Annotated in this window: 13 protein-coding genes; 3 read left to right on the top strand and 10 right to left on the bottom strand. The window is 73.4% G+C overall.

What is annotated here, in order from left to right; genetic code table 11:
* Positions 1–210 precede the first annotated feature (210 nt).
* Positions 211–1,005, top strand: a complete 795-nt coding sequence (locus ACIQF6_RS23765; protein WP_400898160.1) for a TIGR03084 family metal-binding protein — start codon at positions 211–213, stop codon at positions 1,003–1,005.
* Positions 1,006–1,123: 118 nt separating this feature from the next.
* Here the strand turns inward: ACIQF6_RS23765 and ACIQF6_RS23760 are convergent, their stop codons facing one another.
* A complete protein-coding gene (locus ACIQF6_RS23760) occupies positions 1,124–2,650 on the bottom strand; it encodes an MFS transporter (protein ID WP_400898158.1) in 1,527 nt (508 codons plus the stop codon).
* Between the two features lie 193 nt (positions 2,651–2,843).
* Here ACIQF6_RS23760 and ACIQF6_RS23755 point away from each other — a divergent pair, with 193 nt between their 5' ends.
* The gene (locus ACIQF6_RS23755; RefSeq protein WP_400898156.1) at positions 2,844–3,506 is read left to right on the top strand and encodes a TetR/AcrR family transcriptional regulator; all 663 of its coding nucleotides are present in this window, start codon (positions 2,844–2,846) and stop codon (positions 3,504–3,506) included.
* A 19-nt stretch (positions 3,507–3,525) separates the two neighbouring features.
* On the opposite strand, the gene ACIQF6_RS23750 is transcribed toward ACIQF6_RS23755, so the two are convergent.
* The 8 genes from ACIQF6_RS23750 to ACIQF6_RS23715 all read right to left on the bottom strand — a co-directional run bounded on the left by ACIQF6_RS23750 (position 3,526) and on the right by ACIQF6_RS23715 (position 17,907).
* Entirely contained in the window at positions 3,526–5,067 is a 1,542-nt protein-coding gene (locus ACIQF6_RS23750) for an acyl-CoA carboxylase subunit beta (protein WP_400898360.1), read from the bottom strand.
* Positions 5,068–5,186: 119 nt separating this feature from the next.
* Positions 5,187–6,218, bottom strand: a complete 1,032-nt coding sequence (locus ACIQF6_RS23745) for an NAD-dependent epimerase/dehydratase family protein (RefSeq protein WP_400898154.1) — start codon at positions 6,216–6,218, stop codon at positions 5,187–5,189.
* Positions 6,219–6,311: 93 nt separating this feature from the next.
* Positions 6,312–6,878 carry a flavin reductase family protein gene (locus tag ACIQF6_RS23740; protein WP_400898152.1) on the bottom strand — a complete coding sequence of 189 codons (567 nt, stop codon included), beginning with the start codon at positions 6,876–6,878 and terminating at the stop codon, positions 6,312–6,314.
* Positions 6,878–7,360: an acyl-CoA thioesterase gene (locus ACIQF6_RS23735; protein ID WP_400898150.1), complete on the bottom strand. Its 483-nt coding sequence runs from the start codon at positions 7,358–7,360 to the stop codon at positions 6,878–6,880. Before ACIQF6_RS23735 ends, ACIQF6_RS23740 begins: the two co-directional genes overlap by 1 nt.
* Positions 7,360–13,140: a type I polyketide synthase gene (locus tag ACIQF6_RS23730; RefSeq protein ID WP_400898148.1), complete on the bottom strand. Its 5,781-nt coding sequence runs from the start codon at positions 13,138–13,140 to the stop codon at positions 7,360–7,362. The genes ACIQF6_RS23735 and ACIQF6_RS23730 overlap by 1 nt, the downstream gene beginning before the upstream one ends.
* A gap of 1,195 nt (positions 13,141–14,335) precedes the next feature.
* Positions 14,336–15,346, bottom strand: a complete 1,011-nt coding sequence (locus tag ACIQF6_RS23725; protein ID WP_400898146.1) for a carboxymuconolactone decarboxylase family protein — start codon at positions 15,344–15,346, stop codon at positions 14,336–14,338.
* A gap of 378 nt (positions 15,347–15,724) precedes the next feature.
* Positions 15,725–17,380: an FAD-dependent oxidoreductase gene (locus tag ACIQF6_RS23720; protein ID WP_400898144.1), complete on the bottom strand. Its 1,656-nt coding sequence runs from the start codon at positions 17,378–17,380 to the stop codon at positions 15,725–15,727.
* Positions 17,377–17,907 (bottom strand): DUF5987 family protein, encoded by a 531-nt coding sequence (locus ACIQF6_RS23715; RefSeq protein WP_400898358.1) that lies wholly within the window; start codon positions 17,905–17,907, stop codon positions 17,377–17,379. The genes ACIQF6_RS23720 and ACIQF6_RS23715 overlap by 4 nt, the downstream gene beginning before the upstream one ends.
* Positions 17,908–18,341: 434 nt before the next feature.
* On the opposite strand from ACIQF6_RS23715, the gene ACIQF6_RS23710 reads away from it, so the two are divergent.
* Positions 18,342–19,133 carry a helix-turn-helix domain-containing protein gene (locus ACIQF6_RS23710; protein WP_400898142.1) on the top strand — a complete coding sequence of 264 codons (792 nt, stop codon included), beginning with the start codon at positions 18,342–18,344 and terminating at the stop codon, positions 19,131–19,133.
* Positions 19,134–19,383: 250 nt separating this feature from the next.
* On the opposite strand, the gene ACIQF6_RS23705 is transcribed toward ACIQF6_RS23710, so the two are convergent.
* Complete coding sequence (locus ACIQF6_RS23705; protein ID WP_400898140.1) at positions 19,384–20,745, bottom strand: cytochrome P450; 1,362 nt, start codon at positions 20,743–20,745, stop codon at positions 19,384–19,386.
* Between the last annotated feature and the right edge of the window lie 2 nt (positions 20,746–20,747).

Here is a 20,747-nt window from a genome sequence, read left to right as displayed (position 1 = left end):
CGTGCCCGCGGTCGCGGCGACCGGCCGACGGTGCCCGTCCGGCAGCCTAGGGACCCGGGCCCGTCCGCGTCGTCTCGGTGGTTGCTGACCCGTGGGACACGGCCGCTGCGCCCCCAACGGCACGCCGCACGACGGGAGTTGTCGCGTCCGGCCGCCGGGCCGGAGGCTGGGCGGTGCCGCCGACTTCCCTCCCTGCGAAAGGACTTCCCCGTGCCCCAGGACGTCTTCTCCGACCTGATCGCCGAAGGCCAGGACATCGACCGTCTGGTGGCCGATCTGGACGAGTCGGGCTGGGCGCTGCCCACTCCCGCGGAGGGCTGGACGGTCGCCCACCAGATCGCCCACCTGACCACGATCTTCAAGATGGCCGCGCTGTCCGCCTCCGACCCGCAGGGCTTCGTGGAGTACGTGACGCCGCTGGCGGGCGACTTCAACGGCTCGGTGCAGCAGATCCTCCAGCCGTACCTGGCGCTGGGCACCGAGAAGCTGCTGACCGCCTGGCGCGAGGAGCGGGCCGCCGCCGAGCAGGCGCTCGCCGTCGTCCCGGCCGGCCAGGTGGTGCCGTGGCTGGTCCGTCCGCTGCCCGCGCCGGTGCTGGCGGCGGCCGGGCTGATGGAGCTGTTCGGCCACGGCCAGGACGTCGCGGACGCGCTCGGCGTCCGGCGCGAGTACACCGACCGGGTCGGCCACCTGGCCTGGTTCGCCGTCCGCACCTGGGACTTCGGCTACCAGGCCCGCAAGGAGGCCACCCCGGACGTGGAGTTCCGCTTCGAGCTGACCGGCCCGTCCGGCGTGCGGTGGGACTTCGGCCCCGAGGACGCGGAGCAGCGCATCACCGGCCCCGCCGTCGACTTCTGCCTGCTGGTCACCCGCCGCCGCCACCGCGACGACCTCGCCGTCACCGCGACCGGCGCGGACGCCGACCACTGGCTCGACATCGCCCAGGCCTACCGCGGCCCCGCCGGCCCGGGCCGCCGGCCCGGCCAGTTCGCGCACCTCGCCTGACGCCCGGCCAGTTCGCGCACCTCGCCTGGCACCCGGCCCGGCGCGCCGGCTCGCCCTCCGCCCCCGTGCACGGCCGGGGACGGAGGGCGGGCCGGTGTCAGCCGTTGGCGGGCCGGTGTCAGCTGTTGGCGGCCCGAGCCTCCGTCAGGGAGCCGTTCGCCGCGGCCCGGGCCTCCGCCAGGGTGTGCTGCCGGTGCCGGCGGCCGAGGTACCAGGCGGCGCCCGCGCAGAGCAGGGCGAGTGCGGAGACGGCCGTCAGGACGTCGGAGGTGGAGGAGACCAGGCCGGCCAGCAGGAGCGGGCCGCACAGGCCGCCGAGGCGGTTGAACAGCGAGACGGTGCCGGTGGTGCGCCCGCGGCGGCCGGGGTCGGCGAGGTCGGCGGCGATCGGCAGGAAGATCGCGGACATCGAGTTGACCGAGAACAGCGCGGCCACCAGAGCGCCGGCGGCGACCCAGCTGACGGTGGCGACGGCGCCGCTGGCGGTCAGCGCGAGCAGCAGGACGGCGGTGACGGTGGCCAGCCCCGACGCCATGAAGGTCGGGCCGAAGCGGCGGTAGCCGAGCATCAGCAGGACGGCGCAGGGCACCATGGCGACCGCGGCGACGGTGAGCATCAGGTTGGCGGTGCGCACCGGCACCCCGCCGACCCGGGCGAGGCTGGGGACCCAGGTGGTGAGGCCGAAGGTGAGCAGGCCGATCAGGGTGGCGAAGGCGCGTTGCAGGCCGACGCCGAACGCCCGTGCGGAGCGCGGCTGTCGGGGCTCCTGCTGGACCCGGGCGGCGGCCGGCGCGGCGGCGAAGTGCGGGACGAACGGGGCGAGGGCGACCAGCACGGCGCCGGTGGGCGCGCCGATCAGCCAGAGCACCCGCCAGCCGAAGATCGGCTCCAGCCACAGCGCGGAGCCGGCCGCGACCAGGTAGCCGACGGCGGTGGCGACCACCGACAGGGCGACCACCACGGAGCCGCGGACGGTGCCGCCGACGGTCTCGGTGAGCAGGGTGATCAGCAGCGGGGCGAGGCCGCCGACCGCGATGCCCATCAGCCCGCACATCACCAGGTTGCCCTGGAAGTCGGGCATCGAGCCGCACATGCTGGTGGCGGTGAAGCCGAGGGTGGCGATCAGGTAGGAGCCGCGCCGCCCGATCCGGTCGGAGAGCGCGCCGAACAGCACGGCGCCGATCGCGGTCCCGGTGAGTCCGGCGACGGCCAGCAGGGAGGCTTCCTGGGGGGTGAGCCCGTACTCGGTGCGCATGCCGGGGATGACGAACCCGAGGGTCGAGGTCTTGCTGATGTCGATGGTGAGCGCGGCGGTGCCGATCACCCCGATCAGGACGCGGCCCCGGCCGCGGCCGGGTGACGGCGCGTCGGCGGCGGTCTCGGGCCGGCCGCGCAGGGCGGCGCCGATCACTACCAGCAGCAGTCCGAGGGCGGCCGTGAACATCTCCGGCATCTCGGAGAGCGGCATGCCCTGGAGTGGCCGGCTGGCGGTGGAGTGCTTGGCCGTCGAGGTCATCGTGTGCATGGAGTCCATCGGCATCGACGGGTCCATGGTGAAGGAGTGGGTGAAGGCGACGGCGGCGGAGATCAGGACGGTCGCGGTGCCGAGGGCCAGCACCAGGGTGGTGCCGGTCGCTCGACTCATGGGTCTGGTGGGCAAGGCGGGACCTCTCGTCAGTCGTCTTGCGCAGGGCGGAAGTTGACGGATCGTGGTGCTTCGCGCAACTTGTGAAGCTACGCGGCGCGCGGGATCGCCCGCTTCTCGCAACGTGCGGTAACGGACCCCTTCTGCTCCGTGGCCCTGTCCGGATATAACAGCGTTTTGTCACACTGGAGTTATGAGTCGACGCCCGGATCCCAAAGCCCGCCCCGCCCTGGTGGACGTCGCCGCCCGACTGCTGTCCGAGGAGGGCCCGCAGGCGCTGTCCGCCCGCCGGATCGCCTCCGAGGTGGGCAGTTCGACGATGGCGCTGTACACCCACTTCAACGGGATGGGCGGGCTGGTGCGGACCATGGTGCACGAGGGCTTCGCGCGGCTCCAGCAGTACTTCACCCGGGTGCAGCCCAGCGAGGACCCGGTGGCGGACCTGGCGCTGCTGGGACGGGCGTACCGGTGCAACGCGCTGGCCAATCCGCACCTGTACACGGTGATGTTCGGCGGGTCGTCGCTGGCGGGCTTCTCGATCGACGGCGAGGACCGGCTGCACGGCCGCTACACGCTGGGCGACGTGGTGGAGTGCGCCGGCCGGTGCATCGACTCGGGGCGGTTCCGGGCCGGCGGCGACGCGCATCTGGTGGCGCATCAGATGTGGTCGGCGGTGCACGGCATGGTGACGCTGGAGCTCGGCGGCTACCTGATCGAGCCGTACCCGGCGGACCGGCTGCTGGACTCCCAGCTGATCTCGCTGATGGTGGGCGTCGGGGACAGCCGGGAGGCCGCCACCGCGTCGGTGGCGGCCTCGGCCCGCCGGCTCGGGCCGGAGGTGGTGGCACCCGATTGACGAATCGTCGAAAAGCTTGTCAGAGCGGGATGTTGCCGTGCTTGCGCTGGGGCATCGGGGCGCGCTTGCCGCTCAGCATGGCGAGCGAGCGGGCGATCGCGGCGCGGGTGTGCGCCGGGTCGATGACATCGTCCACCAGGCCGCGCTCGGCGGTGTGGTACGGGTGCACCAGGCGGTCGGTGTAGTCGGCGACCAGCTCGGCGCGCAGCAGCTCCGGGTCGGCCGCGGCGGCGAGTTCGCGGCGGAACAGCACGTTGACGGCGCCGTCGGCGCCCATCACGGCGATCTCGTTGGTCGGCCAGGCGAGCGAGACGTCGGTGCCGATGGAGCGGGAGTCCATCACGATGTACGCCCCGCCGTACGCCTTGCGCAGGATCACCTGGATCCGCGGCACGGTGGCCTCGCAGTAGGCGTACAGCAGTTTGGCGCCGTGCCGGATGATGCCGCCGTACTCCTGGTCGGTGCCGGGCAGGAAGCCGGGGACGTCGACCAGGGTGACCAGCGGGATGCCGAAGGCGTCGCAGAACCGGACGAACCGGGCGGCCTTCTCGGAGGCGGGGATGTCCAGCACGCCGGCCAGCACCAGCGGCTGGTTGCCGACCAGGCCGACCACCTGGCCGTCGATCCGGGCGAAGGCGCACAGCACGTTGCCCGCCCAGTCCTGGTGGACCTCCATGTACTCGCCGTCGTCGACGATCTCGGCGACCACCTCGCGCATGTCGTAGGGCTTGTTGGGTTCGACGGGGACGATCTCGGCGAGCCGGGGCCGCTCCTCGTCGCGGGCCCCGCCCGGCGGGTCGTTCGGCGGGGTCTCCAGGTTGTTGGCGGGCAGCATGGACAGCAGGAAGCGGACGTCCGCCAGGCAGGACTCCTCGTCGTCGTGGACGAAGGAGGCGACGCCGGAGCGGCGGCCGTGCACGTCGGCGCCGCCGAGCTCGTCGTGCGTCACCTGCTCGCCGGTGACGGTGGCGACCACGTCCGGGCCGGTCAGGTACATCTGCGCAGTGTCGCGGACCATGAAGGTGAAGTCGGCGAGCGCCGGCGAGTAGGCCGCGCCGCCCGCGCACGGGCCGAGCACCACGCTGATCTGCGGGATCACCCCGGACGCCTCGACGTTGCGGCGGAAGATGCCGCCGTAGCCGTCCAGCGCGGTGACGCCCTCCTGGATCCGGGCGCCGCCGCTGTCGTTGAGGCCGATCAGCGGGGCGCCGGTGGCGATCGCCAGGTCCATCACCTTGTGGATCTTCGCGGCGTGGGCCTGGCCGAGCGAGCCGCCGAAGACGGTGAAGTCCTGCGCGTAGACGAACACCCGGCGGCCGTCGACGGTGCCGGAGCCGGCCACCACGCCGTCCGTGTGCGGGCGGTTCTCGGACAGCTTGGGGCCGTCCGCCTGGTGCCGCCGATACATCTCGATCTCGGTGAACGAGCCCTCGTCCAGCAGCAGTTCGAGGCGCTCGCGGGCGGTGCGCTTGCCGTTCTTGTGCTGCCGGCGGACGGCGTCGGGCTCGCCCTCCACGATCCGCCTCCGCAGCTGCTCGCGCTGTTCGCGGGCGCTGCCCATGGTGCGTTCGGGCTTCGGCGGCGGGACGGTGCGCAGCTTGCGGCCGCCGGCCGGCTCGGGGGCGGTGCGGGGACGGAGCCCCGGCAGGACGATCGGGGCGGCCTGCTGTTCGGCGGTGGTCATCGGTTCTTCTCCCCTGCGATCGCGCCGGCCTGACGGTCGGTCAGCAGTCCCCGGCCGTGCAGCCAGCGCACGGTGTCGGCCATGGTCTCGGCGGCGGGCCGCGGCCGCAGCCCGCCGGTGCTCGCGCCCGCCTCGACCGGCACGGCGTGGGCGCAGGTCCACACCGCGCCGTACTCCGCGGGCAGGTGCCAGGGCCAGGCGCGCTGCAGCAGGTCGGCGGCCGCGCCGACCGGCAGCATGGCGCGGGCGGGCAGGTGCAGCGCGGGCAGCGCGCGGCCGGTGACCTCGCGCAGGGTGTGCAGGTACTGCCGGGTGCTCAGGTGCCGGCCCGGCCCGAAGTGCCGGTCGGCGCCGTCGCGCGGCGCGGTCAGCAGTCGGGCGTGGAGCCCCGCGGTGTCGCGGACGTCGCCGACCGGGAAGCCACCGGTGGGCCAGATCGGCATCAGGCCGCGCAGGGTGTCGCGCAGCCGGCCGGTCTGGTCGCCGATCTTCGGGTCCTCGGGGCCGAGCAGGGCGGGCGGATAGCTGATCAGCACGGGTGCGCCGTCCCGTTGGTGGCGGCGGGCGATCCGGTCGGCGGCGGCCTTGGAGGCCGCGTAGGTCTCCCGGGGGCGGCCGACCGGGGTGTGCGCCCCGATCGTCCGCCCGCCGGCGGGCAGCAGCGCGACCACGCTGGAGACGTGCACGACCGGGTCGGCGCCGATCCGGCGGGCGGCGGCCAGCACGACTTCGGTGCCGCGTTCGTTGGTGCGCCGCATCTCCGGGTGCCGGCGGCTGTCGAAGGAGTAGACGGACGCGGCGTGCAGTACGGCGTCGGCGCCGCGCAGCGCGCGTTCCACGGACGGCGGGTCGGTGACGTCGCCGGCGGCCAGGTCGACCGCGCCGGGGTCGACGTCCAGCCGGGCCAGGGTGCGCCCGGCGGCGTCCGGGTCGCGGGCCAGCAGGCGGACGCGGTGGCCGTGGGCGACGATCGCCGCGACCGAGTGGATGCCGAGGAATCCGGTGCCGCCGGTGACGCTCACCAACATCGGGGTGTTCTCCTCCTTGTCGTTCTCGTCGTTCTCTTCGCTCTTGTCGCTCTCGTCGTTCCTGTCGCTCTCGTCGCCGGGTGGCGCCTGTCGTCAGGCGGTCCGGTCGGCCGGTTCGCAGCCGACCCGGTGGTAGCCGCCGCGGTAGAACAGCAGGGCGCCGTCGCCGGCCGCCCACTCGGTGGCGAGCACCTCGCCGAGGAAGATCGAGTGGTCGCCGCCCTCGTACACCTCGGCGAGCCGGCACTCCAGCCGGGCCAGCGCGCCGCCGAGCAGCGGGGCGCCGGTGAGCGGGCCGGGCTGCCAGTCGACGCGGTCGAACTGTTCGGCGCCGCGCGGGCGGTCGCGGTCGGCGAAGTACCGGGCCAGCTGTTCCTGTTCGGCGCCGAGCACGGAGACCGCGAAGCTGCCGGTGACGGTGATCGCCCGGTGCATGGTGGCGGTGCGGGCCACGCAGCACAGCACCAGCGGCGGGTCCAGCGAGACCGAGCTGAACGCGTTGGCGGTCATCCCGTGCACCTGTTCGCCGCCGGTTGTGAGCACGGTGATGCCGGTGGCGAAGCGGGCCATGGTCTCCCGCAGGGCCGGCCCGGCGGCGGGCGGGCGCGGCGCCCGGGGCGGCGGCAGGGTGGCGCCGCCCCGCACGTGGGGGGCGCTCATCAGATCCGCCCCGGGGCGGGGGCGGCGGCCGCGGCCAGGGCCCGGGCCGCGGCGGCGTTCTCCGCGTAGGGCACCAGGGCGCGGCGCAGGTCCTCGGGGACCCGGGCGGGGACGGTGGCGGTGTTCGGCCCGCGCATGCAGGCGATCCGCTGCCGGCCGCGGGCGACCAGGTTCTCGTGGTCGTCCGCGAGGCGCAGGTACTCGAAGCTGAACTGGATCTGGGTCTGGGTCAGTTCCTCCAGCCGCATCCGGATCGACAGTTCGTCGAAGGCGGTGATCTCGGCGAAGAAGTCGCACTCGACCTTGAGGGTGAACAGCTTCAGGTCGTCCTGGAGGTCGGCGAGCACCGCAGGGGCCTGTTCCTTGAGGAACATCTCCCGGCAACGGCCCTGCCAGCGGAGGTAGTTGACGTAGTAGACGTTGCCGACGAGGTTGGTCTCCTCGAAGCCGACGGTGTGTCGGATCTCGTAGTAGCCGGTCATCAGGCGTCCCTTCCGGCGAGCACCGCGAAGACCGTCGGCTCGCCGCGGTCGTTGACGGTGGTCGCCCAGGTGGCGATGTGCGCGTCCCCGGCGGACAGCAGTGCCCAGCCGTCCGGGTGGACGCGGTCGACGGTGAGGGCCTGGCTGGTGGCGCCGGCCTTGCGCAGGCACTCCAGGGCGCTCCACACCCGGGTGGCGGAGATCGCCGGGTCCTCGCCGGTCTCGGCGGCCAGCAGGTCGCGGACCGGGAGTTGGGCGGCGCCGAGCAGCCCGGTCCAGTCCTCGGCGGTGCGCGGCAGCACCGCTTCGACGTCGCAGGACAGCCGACCCTGGCCGACCACCGCGAGGGTGAGTTCCTGGGCGTGCGAGGCGGAGACCGTGCAGCCGTCGGTCTCGGGCCGGCCGTCGGGGCGGTGGCGCAGCTCGGCGGGCCGGCCGAGGGCCCGGCCGACGGCGGTGCGGGTGCCGGCCCGGCGGTCCTCGACGGTGCCGACGGGGGCGGTGCGCGGTTCCAGGACGACGGCGCGGCTGCCGCCGAGCACGCGTTCCAGGGCGCGTTCCAGGTACGAGCCGAGCATCGAGGGCACCCAGGGCCCGGCGCCGTCGCGCTTGCCGACGGCGACCAGGGTGAGGCCCTGCCAGCGTTCCACCACGGTGCCGTCGGGGGTGCGCACGTCCAGGTCGTAGACGTAGGAGTCGCCGTCCTGGGAGCGTTCGCGGGCGTCCAGCAGCACGTACTCGGTGTCCTGGGCGGCGCGTTCGGCCAGCCAGAGCCGTTCGATGCGCTGCGGCAGCAGGGTGGCGTCGGGGACGCAGCACTGGATGGCGTGCATCATGGCGTCCCGGGTGCCGGGGTCGGCGAGCCGCAGGTGCTGGGGCAGGAAGGCGCCGAACCAGGGGGCGGGCGCGGCGGTGGAGATCTCCGCGAGGGCGTGCCGGGCGGCGGCCCGGCGGTAGGCCAGCACCCGTTGGAAGCGCTTGCCCTGGAACAGCACGCTGCCGTACAGCTCGGTGACCGGGTCGACGGGGACGGGCGGCAGTGCGAACTCCTCCGGCACGGGGGTGTCGGCGAGTTCGGGCCTCGGGTAGCGCAGCCGGGCCCGGAAGTGGTCGGCGGCGTAGCCGGTGTCGGAGGTGCGCAGCACCACGTCGACGACGCCGGGCGCCTGGACCAGGGCGGCGATCCGCAGGGTGGTGGAGCCGCCGGGGCGGACCACCACGGGCCGCTGGAACTCGACGTCCTCCAGCAGCGGCGACCCCGGCTGTCCGCCGACGGCGGCGGCGACCTGGGCCATCGCCTCCATGCCGAGCACCGCGGGGAAGAGCAGGTCGCCCTGGAGCTGATGGTCGCTCAGGTACGGGTCGCTGCCTTCGGTGAGCTCCGCCTCGGTGATCAGTTCGATGCCCGGGTAGTGCGCGACGACCCGTTCGACGAAGCGGGACAGCGGCAGTTCGCGGCGTTCCAGGGCGAGGGTGGGCAGGCCGGCGGCGCGGCCGGAGACCACCAGGACGGGGCCGGCGGCGGGGTCGGCGAGGATGTCGCGCAGCACCTGGATGCCGTTCTCGGTGGAGATCGGGGTGATGCCTTCGCGGACCAGCGCCTCGACCACGCCGAGCCGCTCGCCCATGCCGGCGCCGGACCACACCGACCATTCCAGGGCGAGTGCCCGGGCGTTGGGGTACTGCTGCCCGAAGTCGGCGGTGAGTTCGCTCATCCAGTCGTTGGCGGTGGCGTAGTGCGCCTCGCCGCGCAGGCCGGCCCGGCCGATGATCGAGCCGAAGGTGATGAGCAGTCTGATCCGCTCGGGGTCGACGGCGGCGAGCACGGCCCGCAGCCCGTCGATCTTCGGGGCGAGGGTGCGGTGGAAGTCGTCGGCGGTGAGGCTGCCGAGCGCGGCGGGCTCGTTGCGGCCGGCGCCGTGCAGGACGGCGGTGACGGGGCCGAGTGCGGCGGTCAGCCGGCCGATCGCGGCGGCCATCTGCGCGGGGTCGGTGACGTCGGCGCGGTCGTAGCGGAAGCGCAGTCCGGAGGCCTCCATCCGGGCCAGGTTGGCGGCGAGTTCGGTGTCGGCGGCGGGGTCGGCGCGACCGAGCAGGGCGAGTGCGGCGCCGGTGTCCTGGGCGATCGCCAGTGCGCACTCCGCGGTGATGCCCTTGCCGCCGCCGGTGACCAGCAGCACGTCCTCGGCGCCGAGCGGGGCGGTGCCCTCGGCTGCGGGGCGGGGGGTGACGGGGCGCAGCACCGGGACGGTGCGACGGCCGTGCGCGTCGTAGCGGACTTCGGCGAAGCCGTCGGTGGCGGCGGTCTCGGCGACGACCTTCTCGATCGTCGTCCCGTCGGCCGTCGGGTCGTCGAGTCCGACCAGGGTGACGGGGATGTCGGGGTGTTCCAGGTGCAGGGTCTTGGCGAATCCGGAGGCGCCGAGCCGGCCCTGCACCACCACCAGTCGGCTGCGGGCGGCCAGTACGGCCCGGCCGGCCTCGACGAACAGTTCGACGTGTGCGCTGCCGCCTTCGGCGGGGAGGCAGAGCAGGACGCCGTCGCCGAGTCCTGCGGTGGCGAGCGCGGCGCGCAGCGGCTCGGCCAGGGCGTGGCCGTCGGGGGCGAGGGCCGTCCAGTCGGCGGGCGGCGCGGCCTCGATACGGACGGCGGCGAGTTCGGCCTCGGTGTACTCGAGGGCGAACGGGCGCACCCACGGGGCGACGCCGGGGACTTCCGCCTCGGGGGTCGCGCCGTCCTGTTCGGTGTCGGCCAGGGTGTCGATCAGGTCGGCGAGTTCGCCGAGGCGGACGGTGGCGAAGTTGGGCGTGGAGGCGAGCACGGGCCGGCCGAGTGCGCGGGTGATGTCGTTGACCAGCTGGCCGACGGTGATCGAGGACAGGTGCAGGTCGTCCATCGGGTGGGTGTCGGCGGTGACGGACTCCAGCGGCAGTTCGACCCGCTCGGCGGTGAGCCGGCGCAGCAGTTCCAGGGTGGATTCGCCGCCCGCCCGGTCCTGTTCGGTCTGTGCGGCGGCCGGTTCGGCGTCGTCGAAGGCGGCGAGGTCGAGGGTGAGGGCCGGGGCGGTCTCGCAGGGGCTGGCGAGGAAGGTCATCGTGCCGTCGTCGGGCAGCGGCCTGGTCAGCCGGTCGGCGAACAGCGCGTCCGCCTCGACGGGTGCGCCGAGCACCCAGGCGGCGCCGGCCACCCGGAGCAGCGCGCCGAGCGAGGTGCTGTCGGTGTCGACGGCGAGCACCGGGCAGCTCGGGGCGATCTCGGCGAGCAGGCCGGTCAGCACCCGGCCGGGGCCGACCTCGACGGCCAGGTCGGCGTCGGCGACGGCTTCGGCGGCGGCCTCGTGGAAGCGGACCGGCAGCAGCACCTGGTCGCGCAGCAGGGTGCGCAGGTCGGCGTCGGCGGCCAGCCGGGTGCCGGTGACGGTGGAGGCGACCGGGCGCTCGGGGGTGCGCAGGTCGACCTGGGCGAGGTGTTCGCCCATCGCGGTCGCGGCCTGTTCGACCAGCGGGGAGTGGAAGGCGTGCGAGACGTTCAGCCTGGTCGCGGTGGTGCCTTCGGCGGTGGCCCGGCGGCACACCTCGTCGACGGCCTCGGCGGGGCCGGAGACCACGGTCTGTCGGGGCCCGTTGTAGCCGGCCAGCACGACGTCCTGGCCCTCGGCGAGGCGCGCGGCCTGTTCGGGGGTGGCCGCGAGCCCGGCCATCGCGCCGCCGCCGCGGCTGGCGCTCGCCATCAACCGGCCGCGGACGGCGGCGAGTTCGAGCACCTGCTGTTCGGTGAGCGCGCCGGCCCAGTGCAGGGCGGTGAGTTCGCCGAGGCTGTGGCCGACGGCGGTGTCGGCGTGGATGCCGAGCCGGTCGAGCACTCGCAGCGCGGCGAGCGAGCCGGTGACGATGCGCGGCTGGGCGACCTCGGTGGCGACCTGGTCCGTCCCGGCGGGCAGTGCGGCGAACAGTTCGTCGGCGGCGGCGAAGCGGGCGCGCAGCGCGCCGGTGGTGCCGCGGCCGGAGCCCTGGCCGGGGAACAGGTAGGCGATCCTGGGGGCGCGGCGGGCCCGGCCGAGGAACACGCCCTCGCCGGCGGAGAACGCCTCGCGGGCGCCGGAGTCCAGCAGGGTGAGCAGCCGCTCCAGGGCGCGGACGGCGTCGTCCGGGGAGGTCGCCACCAGCGCGGCGCGCACCGGGGCGCCCTTCTGCTTCTCCGTCAACTGGGCGGCGAGGTCGGCGAGTTCGGCCATGGCGAGCTTGGGCACCACGGCCAGCAGGCGCTCCGCCTCGGCGCGCAGCGCGGCCGGGTCGTCGGCGTCCAGCAGCAGCAGTTCGGCGTCCTGCCGGCCGGCCACCAGCTGTTCGGTGCCGGTGTCGAGCTGCGCGCGGCGTTCGGCGCCGGGGGCCTGGGTGACGGCGATGTGGGTGTTGATGCCGCCGAAGCCCATCGCGGACACGCCGGCCCGCACCGGCCGGTCGGCGGGCCACAGTTCGGCCCGGCGCGGCACGTACATGGCGGCGTCGTCGCCGCGCAGCTTCGGGTGGGCGTCGAAGTGCCCGGTGGCCGGCGGGATCACCTGGTGGTGCACGGCGAGGGCGGCCTTGATCAGGCCGGCCACGCCGGCCGCGGCCTTGGTGTGCCCGAAGTTGCCCTTGACGGTGCCGAGGGCGGCCGGGCGGGCGGTGGGGTCGGCGGCGCGGCGCGCCGAGGACAGCGCCTCGATCTCGGTGGCGTCGCCGAGTGCGGTGCCGGTGCCGTGGCCCTCGAAGTAGGAGACCGTCTCCACGCCGTAGCCGGCCCGGCCGTAGGCGCGGGAGATGGCCAGGCGGTGGCCGCCGGCCTCGGGCCGGGTGATGCCGCCCTTGCCGTCGGAGGAGACTCCCCAGCCGGCGATGGTCGCGTAGATCCGCTTGCCCTGGTCGAGCGCGTCCTGTTCGCGCATCAGCACCAGCATGCCGGAGCCCTCGCCGGGCCAGAAGCCGTTGGAGTCCCGGTCATAGACCTTCATCTCCCCGGTGGCGAGAGCGCCGGTCTTGGCGAAGCCGATCACCTCGAACGGGTCGATGGACAGGTCGACGCCGCCGGCCACGGCCACGTCCAGGTCGCCGTCGTCCAGCGCCTTCGCGGCGGTGACCACCGACAGCAGCGAGGAGGAGCAGGCGCCGTCGACGGTGTAGCCGCCGCCGCGCAGGTCGAAGTGGTTGCAGATCCGCCCGGCGATGGTGTTGGCCAGGCCGCCCGCCAGCGAGTCCTCGTCGATCGGCGGGAACGGCGACTTGTACTGCACCTCCAGGTCCTTCAGGAACGCCGCGGTGTCCGCGTCGCTCCAGCCCTTGCCGCCGAGCGCCGCCGCGACCGTGCGCCGCACGTACGGCCAGCGCAGCCGCATGATGTTGGCCCGGGAGAACTCACCCGTGAGACTGTTGCCGACCACCACGCCGGTGGCCTGCCGGGGCAGCCCCTCACCGTCCGGGAATCCGGCGTCGGCGAGCGCCTGGGCGGCCACGTCCAGCGCCAGCCAGTGCGTCAGGTCGGTCGAGCGGTACGTACTTCCGGCGACGCTGTATTTGATCCGGTCGAATTCGTAATCCCGGAGCACTGCCGCCTTCGATGCGTAGAAGCGGTCGGGCGCACTGCGGTCCGGCGACCAGTATTCCGCGTGGTTCATCCGTTCGTCCGGGAGCCTCCGGAAAGCCCTTCGGCCGCTCAGTACGTTCTCCCACAGTTCTCCCGGAGAATTCGCATCCGGGTAGCGGAGGCCCATTCCGACGATAGCTATCCGCTGACTGCTCATATATTCACCGCCCCCTGGAGTTGAATTACTGGCGGGTCTCAGTTCTCCCCTTATACCGATCAAGCGTGCGCCCCGCACGCTCCGGTTGCCATCTTCCGGTTTGCTTTCCCCCTCGGCAGGCGCGGGACGGCATTCCATAACGCCGTGATTCAACTGCCCGGATTCCATAACGCCGTGATTCGACAACCGCGATTCCATAACACCGTGATTTGCCCGTCGGGCACTTGCAGAACGCCACGACAGTACTGACAGCGTGTCTCATAAGTGCCTTCGCGCAGTTCCCGAATTCCATAACGCCGTCATTCACGAACAGTCCCCGACACACCCCGGAGCCCCCGCGCAAGGAACCACGGGGGCTCGGGACAGCAGGAGGTGACAGCGGGCCAGCGGGGCGGCGACCAGCCGGGCGACGGCGGAGGCCGCACCTCGATCGACGGCGGACCTCGGCGACCAGGACCCCGTCCATCCGGAAAGAAGCCAACGCGGCCAGCAACGCGAGCCGGCCCCCCGGGCGGCAGGTCGGCCACCGCGGATGCGCGGCCGAACCCCCGGCGAGGCCCCTCCGTCCCGCCCGCTGCCCAGAGCCGCCGACAACGCCCACCTGCCCACCCCGGAAGCAACGAAGCCCCCGCCCGGCCCACGGAGGCCTCGCTCCACGTTCACTGCCGAACCATCAACCAGGCGCGGCGCCGGGCCGGCGGGGCCGTGAAGGCCGCCCAGAAAGCCGGCTCGATCAGCGACGCGCCACCCGGGCGCCGACGGCGGAACTCGGCGAACCGGGCCCCGTCCACCCGGCAGGAGGCCAACGCGGCCAGCAACGCGAGCCGGCCCACCGGGCGGCAGGTCGGCCACTGCGGATGTGCGGCCGAACCGCCGCCGGGCCTCTCCGTCCCGGCCGCTGCGCAAGGCCGCCGACAGCCCCACCTGCGGTTTGCGGACCAGGGGGCGCGCCGCTGGTCGAGCTGGCTTCCTGGGCGTCCTTCAAGCCCGCGCGCCTGGTTGATGGTTCGCCAGTGAACGTGCGCGCCGACGGCGGAACTCGGCCGCCAGGCCCTCGTCCATCCGGTAGGGAGCCGTCTCGGTCGGCCGCCGGAGATGCAACTGAACCGCCAACAGCGCCCGCCTGCCCGCCGCGTTAGCAGCGGAGCCCCCGCCAGGTCTGCGGAGGCTCCGTTCCACGTTCATTGACGGACCGTCAATCAGCGTCCGCCAGGCGGGTGCCGAGTCGGCGGGCGGCTGTGAAGGCTGCCCAGGAGGTCAGTTCGATCAGCGGCGCGTCGCCCGGGTGCCGGTGGCGGAACTCGGCGACCAGGGCCTCGTCCACCTGGTAGGAGGCCATCGCGGTGAGCAGGGCGAGTCGGCCCGCCGGGCGGTCCTCGGGGGGCAGTTCGGCCACTGCGGGGTCGACCCAGCCGCGGCCGAGGCCCGGTGGGCGGCCGTCCCAGGTGGCCAGCCGGGCGTCCAGCAGCGCCCGCACGGTCGCGGGGGCGACGCGGGCGGCGGAGTCTTCGGCGACCGCGGCGGCCCGGGCGAACGCCCCCGCGACGGACGGGGTGCCGGCCGCCCACCGGAGGTCGGCGGGCAGTGGTGCGGAGGGCAGCAGGTCGAGCGAGCCGCCCGCGACCGGGGCCTGTCGCGCTCCGGCCCGCATCAGCCGGCCGAGCATGGCGTGGACCATCCGCCGCACGGCCGGCGGCGCGTTCTCGGGGACCGGCCCGTCGGCCAGGAACAGGTTGACCATCCGGTTCAGGTAGTGGAACACCACGGCGGTGCCGACCAGTTCGGGCGCGTGCGCGGCCGGGAACGGCGGGGCCCCGCCATCGCGCCGCAGCCACTCCGACGGCCCGTCGAGCGCCTTCGTGGCGTCCGCCCCGGGCAGCAGGGCGTCCAGTGCCGCCCCGTGCACGTCCACGCAGTACGGGCAGGAGTTCTCCGCCGAGACCGCCGCCGCCACCGCTTCCTTCGCCGCCCGCTCCACCAGCCCGCCGGCGATCAGCGTCTCGCGCAGCATCACCCACGCCGCGGCCATCACCGCCGGCGCGGCCGCATGCAGCGCGATCGGCGGCGCCAGCATCCCGAACTCCCGCTCCACCTCCGTGTACACGGCCCGCACCTCGCCCGGGGCCCGCCGTGGCCGCACCGGATCCACCTGTCGGACCTGCCGCAACGCCCCGCGCAGCACGGGCCGCAGCAACGGTGATGACATGACGCCTCCTCCAACGAGTGCCGGCCGCGCCGGCGAACGACTGAACGTGCCGCACCCCTCGCACGCGCCATGCCCGGCAGCCCGCGCCCGAACGCGCCCCGCCCGGCGGAACACCGCGCAGGGCGAAAGCACACCGAACCCGCCGAGCCCACGCACGCACTACCTGCGACGACCGCGCTCCCCGCGCAGCGAAGCACCGCGTCACGGCGGAAGGGTGCCGAAGCACCAAAGACGCCCACGCTCCTCGCCCGGCCGGCCGGCTGCGCCCCCTCCGCCCGCTGCCGGCGCGGCGCCGTGTGCGGAGCACCTTGCGGATGTGCCGCGGTGCCGGTCTCCCCCATCGGCAGCGGGGGAGGCCGGCACCGCCGGGGTTTCTCTCTAGTCCCGCATCAGCAGCGGGAGTTGGGACTTGATGCCGCGTCGGCCGGAGGTCGAGCCGTCGGGGGACGGGGCGCCGTAGGTGACCTTGACGCCGCGTTCCTGGGCGGCCTTGACGATGGCCGGGACGGCCCGTTCGGCGAGGGCCGAGATGGTGAGGGCGGGGTTGACGGTGAGGGCGCCGGGGACGGCGGAGCCGTCGGTGACGAAGATGCCGGGGTGGCCGCGGAGTTCGTGGCGGTCGTCGAGGGCGGAGGTGGCGGGGTCGTCGCCGATCCGGCAGGAGGCCAGCGGGTGGACGGTGTAGGCGCCGACCACGTCGTTGGTCCAGGGCATCACCCTGGCGAGGCCGTCGCGTTCCAGGATGTCCTTGACCACGGCGTCCGACTCCGCCCACCCGCGCAGGGTGTTCTCGGTGGGCGTGTAGGAGATCGTCCCGCGCCCCAGCATCTGCTGGGAGATCCGCACCGCGTTCCCGGTGGGCGGCGGCGGTCCGAACACGCCCTCGTTGTCGTCCTCGACCATGGTGAAGACGGTCAGCCAGGACTGCCACTGCTTGACGAGTTCCTTCTTCTCCACGCCGAACCAGCTGGGTCCGGAGGCGTCCGGCACCTGCGCCAGGATGGTGCCGAAGCCGGGCGGGAAGTACAGCTGCTCCAGCGAGAAGCGGGAGTGCTCGGGCTTCGAGCCGTCGAGGTGGGCCCAGCTGGCGACGACCGGGCCCTTGCCGATCTGGTTGGCCTGGTACGCCCGGCCGTCGCCGCGGTCGAGTCCGAGCAGGTCGCGGGCCTTGTCCTCGTCGACGACGGCGGTGTTGAGCCGCTCGCCGTTGCCGGAGAAGTAGCGGCCCACGGCGTGCGGCATGGTGCCGAGGGTCTGCTCGGAGCGTTGCAGGATGACGGGGGTGGCGCCGGCGCCGGCCGCCAGCACGACGATCTTGGCGTCGATGGTTCCGCTGCCGACGTGCACCCGGTAGTCGGAGTCGTCGACCACGTTGTAGTGCACCCGGTAGCCGCCGTCGTCGGTCCGGCTCAGGTGCTGGACCTCGTGCAGCGGCCGGATCTCCGCGCCGTTGGCGAGCGCCGCGGGCAGGTAGTTGAGCAGCAGCGAGCGCTTGGCGTCGAACTTGCAGCCGGCCATCATCCAGTTGCAGTTGGTGCACCGGGCGCGGTCGACGGCGGCCGGGACGGGGTTGGCGCTGTGGCCGGCGTGGGCGCAGGCCGCGGCGAACAGGCCGCCGGCGTAGGTGACGTCGTCCCAGTTCTGCTGGGTGATCGGCAGCGCCTCCTCCACCCGCTCGTACCAGGGGTCGAGGGAGTCCCGGTCGATCGCGCCGGGCCACATCCGGCGGCCGATGCTGCCGGTGCGGTCGAACACGAAGCGCGGGGCGCGGGGCATGGCGGCGAAGTAGACCACGCTGCCGCCGCCGACGCAGTTGCCGCCGAGCAGGCTCATCCCGTCGCCGACCACGAAGTCGAAGATCCGGGTGTAGGACGAGCCGAGCAGGAAGTCGTGCTCGAAGTCGTCGGCCTCCAGCCAGGGGCCGCGTTCCAGCACGGTGACCTTGGCGCCGCCGGCGGCCAGGTGGTACGCCGCGATGGCGCCGCCGAAGCCGCTGCCCACGATGAGGACGTCGGTGCTGTCTCCTCGGGTCATGCGGGGCTCCCTGTGGGTGTGGTGTCCGGGTGGAGTTCTGCCAGTTGCCGCCCGTAGGAGAAGGCGGGGAAGCGCCACAGGCCGTCGGCGTCCGGCTTGGTGAAGCCCATCCCGAGCAGGCCGGGGTGCCCGGCCTCGAGTGCCTCGGTGGTGTGCACGTGGGCTGCGGTGTCGAAGGCCATGTTGCTGAACAGGGCCAGCAGGACCCAGAGTTCCTTCTCCGGGTGGCCCGGCCCGACCAGCGACCGGACCAGTTCGGTGCGCTGGGCGAAGTCCAGTGCGACGAACGGCGGCAGCTGCTGGTCGAGCGTCAGGCCGTGCTCGGCGGCGTATCCGGCGGCGTGGCCGTTGAGCGCCTGTGCGTAGTTGTCGAGGGCGTCCGACACTCCGGTGGCCGGGGTCTGCAGGAGCTCGATCGCGCCCGCTGCCACCGCGCCGCCGCCGGGGGCGGCGCCGGCCACGGCGCGGTCCTCGGGGAATCGTTTCTCGCCGGGCACGATGGTGTCCGCGAACGCCTCCAGCGTCATGATCCGGTCAACTTGGTCATCTGGGGTACCCGAGCGCACGGGCGCCTCCTCAGCGATCGTCGGGAAAGCGGGTCGCGGCTCCACAGCGGCCCCGTTCGCATGCGCGACTCGAGCATCATGCTCATCCCGCCGGAGCGCGGGCACCTTCGTCATTGCTGAGGGGGTTCAAACACAGCAGGGTGGGGATGACCGGTTTTGGAGCAAGTCCGGAGAATATGCCATTGAGCGTTGCACTTCGGACGGGGGCCCTGCTACGGTCAACAATCGTTATCGCCGTGATATGTTGGGCACCCCTTTCACCAGAGAGGACTTTCAGTCGCCCACTCTGGCATCTCCGAAAATGGCCGTAATGCCTGGCTGCGCCGTGACCTCACCCGGCGCCGGAGTCGCACGTCAACAAACCTGTTGGTGCAGTGGAGATCTTGGAGGCGAACATGAAGATTGCCATCGAGCAAGCCGTGATCCGAGCCATAGACACCATGCACGAGAACCTCGGAGAACTGCTCACCATAGACGATATGGCGCAGGCCGCGATGTACAGCAAATTCCACTTCTCCAGAGAATTCCAGCGCGTTACCGGAGTGTCGCCCCGGCGTTTCCTGTCGGCCATTCGGATAGAGGCGGCGAAGCGGCTGCTGCTGGAGACCACCGCCACCGTCACCGAGATCAGCCATCGGGTCGGCTACAACAGCGTGGGCACCTTCAGCTCGCGGTTCGCCGCCAGCGTCGGGGTCTCCCCGACGATGTACCGTCAGCTCGGCGGCTACACCGAGGAGATCGTGGTCGACTCCCGCCGCCGCTCGGCCGCCTCCGGGCACTCCACCGTCCGCGGCGAGATCCGCAGCGAGGCCACCGAGGAGCTCGGCCAGGTCTTCGTGGGGCTGTTCCCCAGCCGAATACCGCAGGGGAGGCCGGCCGCGTGTACCGTCCTGCCCCGCCCCGGAGCCTTCACGCTCGACCGGGTGCCACCGGGCACCTGGTACCTGCTCGCGCACTCCGTGCCCGCGTCCTGCGAGGAGTCGCTGACCGCCGACCGTGAGGTCTTCGTCGGCTCGGTCGGCCCGATCGAGGCCCGCCCGAAGGTCCCGCTGCTGCCCATCGAGCTGCGGCTGCGCCCGATCGGCGCCCTCGACCCGCCGGTGCTGCTGGCCCTGCTGGACATTCGCTCCGCGGCGTTCGAGCAGGACGACGCCTTCGACGAGCGCCCGGTCGCCGACGCCGGCTGACCTTGCGTCGACGGACGGCGGCCCCCTCCGCCGCACCGTCGGACACTTTTCCGACACTCCCCCGACCACTGTTGTCGAAGCGTTTCGCGCGAAGGCCCCCTACGGCATCGACTGCCGCAGGGGGCTCACCACTTACCGGCTGCCACAGGGGCTCGCCACTCACCGGCTGCCGCAGGGGGCTCGCCACTCACCGGCTGCCGCAGGGGGCTCACCGCTTACCCGCTGCCGCCGGGGGCTCGTCACTTGAGGATCAGCGGGCGGCCTGCACCCTCATCGGGAGCCCGCCCTGCACCCGGAGCGAGAGCATCGGCTCGGCGACCACCCGGTGTCCGGGGACCTTGGCGAGCCGCAGTTCGCGGGCGATCATGGCGAGCGTGAAGGTGGCCTCCATCAGCCCGAGGTGGTTGCCCACGCAGAACCGCGGGCCGGCCCCGAACGGGATGTAGGCGTAGCGCGGCCGGTCGTTCGAGCGCGCCGGGTCGAACCGCTCCGGTTCGAACTGATCGGGGGCGTCCCAGAATTCGGGGTGCCGGTGCAGGGTGTACGGACAGATCAGCACGTCCGCGCCGGCCGGCACCCGGTAGCCGCCGACCTCGTCCTCGGCCTGCGCCTGCCGGGGCAGGATCCACACCGGCGGGTAGAGCCGCATCACTTCGCTGAGCACCATGCCGGTGTACGTCAGCCGGGTCAGGTCCTCGAACTCGGGCGGCCGGTCGCCGAGCACCTCGACGGCCTCCTCGTGCAGCCGCTGCGCGACCTCGGGGTGACGGTCGATCAGGTACAGCGTCCAGCCGAGGGTGGAGGCGGTGGTCTCGTGGCCGGCCAGCAGCAGGGTGACCAGTTCGTCGCGCATCCGCTGCCGGCCGACGGCGGGGTCGGCCTCCTCGCGGGTGGAGACGATCAGCCGGCTCAGCGCGTCGTCGCCCAGGTCGGCGCCGTGGCGCGCGGTGCGGTCGGCGACCAGCCGGTCGACCACCTGCTGGAGGCTGCGCCGGGCCTGCTGGAAGCGGCGCTGCTTGGCCAGCGGCACCCACTCCGGGACCATGCCCATGGTGACCATGTCGAACATCGCCTGGTCCTGGACGGCCTCGAAGTCGTGGCCGATCGAGCCGAACGCGTCGAGGTCGACGTCCAGCAGGGTGCGGCCCAGCACGCCGAGCGTGAGGCCGGTCAACTCGGTCGTCAGGTCGACGGGTTCGCCGCCCTCGTGGGTGCGCAGCCGGGCCACCAGTTTGCCGGCCTCCTCGGCGACCACCCCGGCCTGCTGGACGATCCGCTTGTGCTGGAAGGCGGGCTGGATGAGCCGGCGCTGTTTGCGCCACAGTTCGCCCTCGCTGGTGAGCAGGCCGTTGCCGAGGGCGCGGCGGGCCTGGATCAGGCCGATGCCCTTGTGGTAGTTGGCGGCGTTGTCGGCGAGCACGTGCTTGGCGTGGTCGGGGTGGTTGAAGAAGTACAGCGTCTTGGGGCCGATGGCGATCCGCACCGCGTCGCCGTACTCGACGGCGGCGGAGCGCATCAGGGCCAGCCGGTCGCCGGCGAGTTTGCGCAGCAGGCCGGGCGCGGCCCGGCGCGGCGGCCCGGGCGGGACGCGGTGCGCGGCGGTGGCGGCCACGG

The organism is Kitasatospora sp. NPDC092948, assembly GCF_044754805.1.
Lineage (GTDB): Bacteria > Actinomycetota > Actinomycetes > Streptomycetales > Streptomycetaceae > Kitasatospora.
This window is presented reverse-complemented; position numbering and strand designations above follow the sequence as displayed.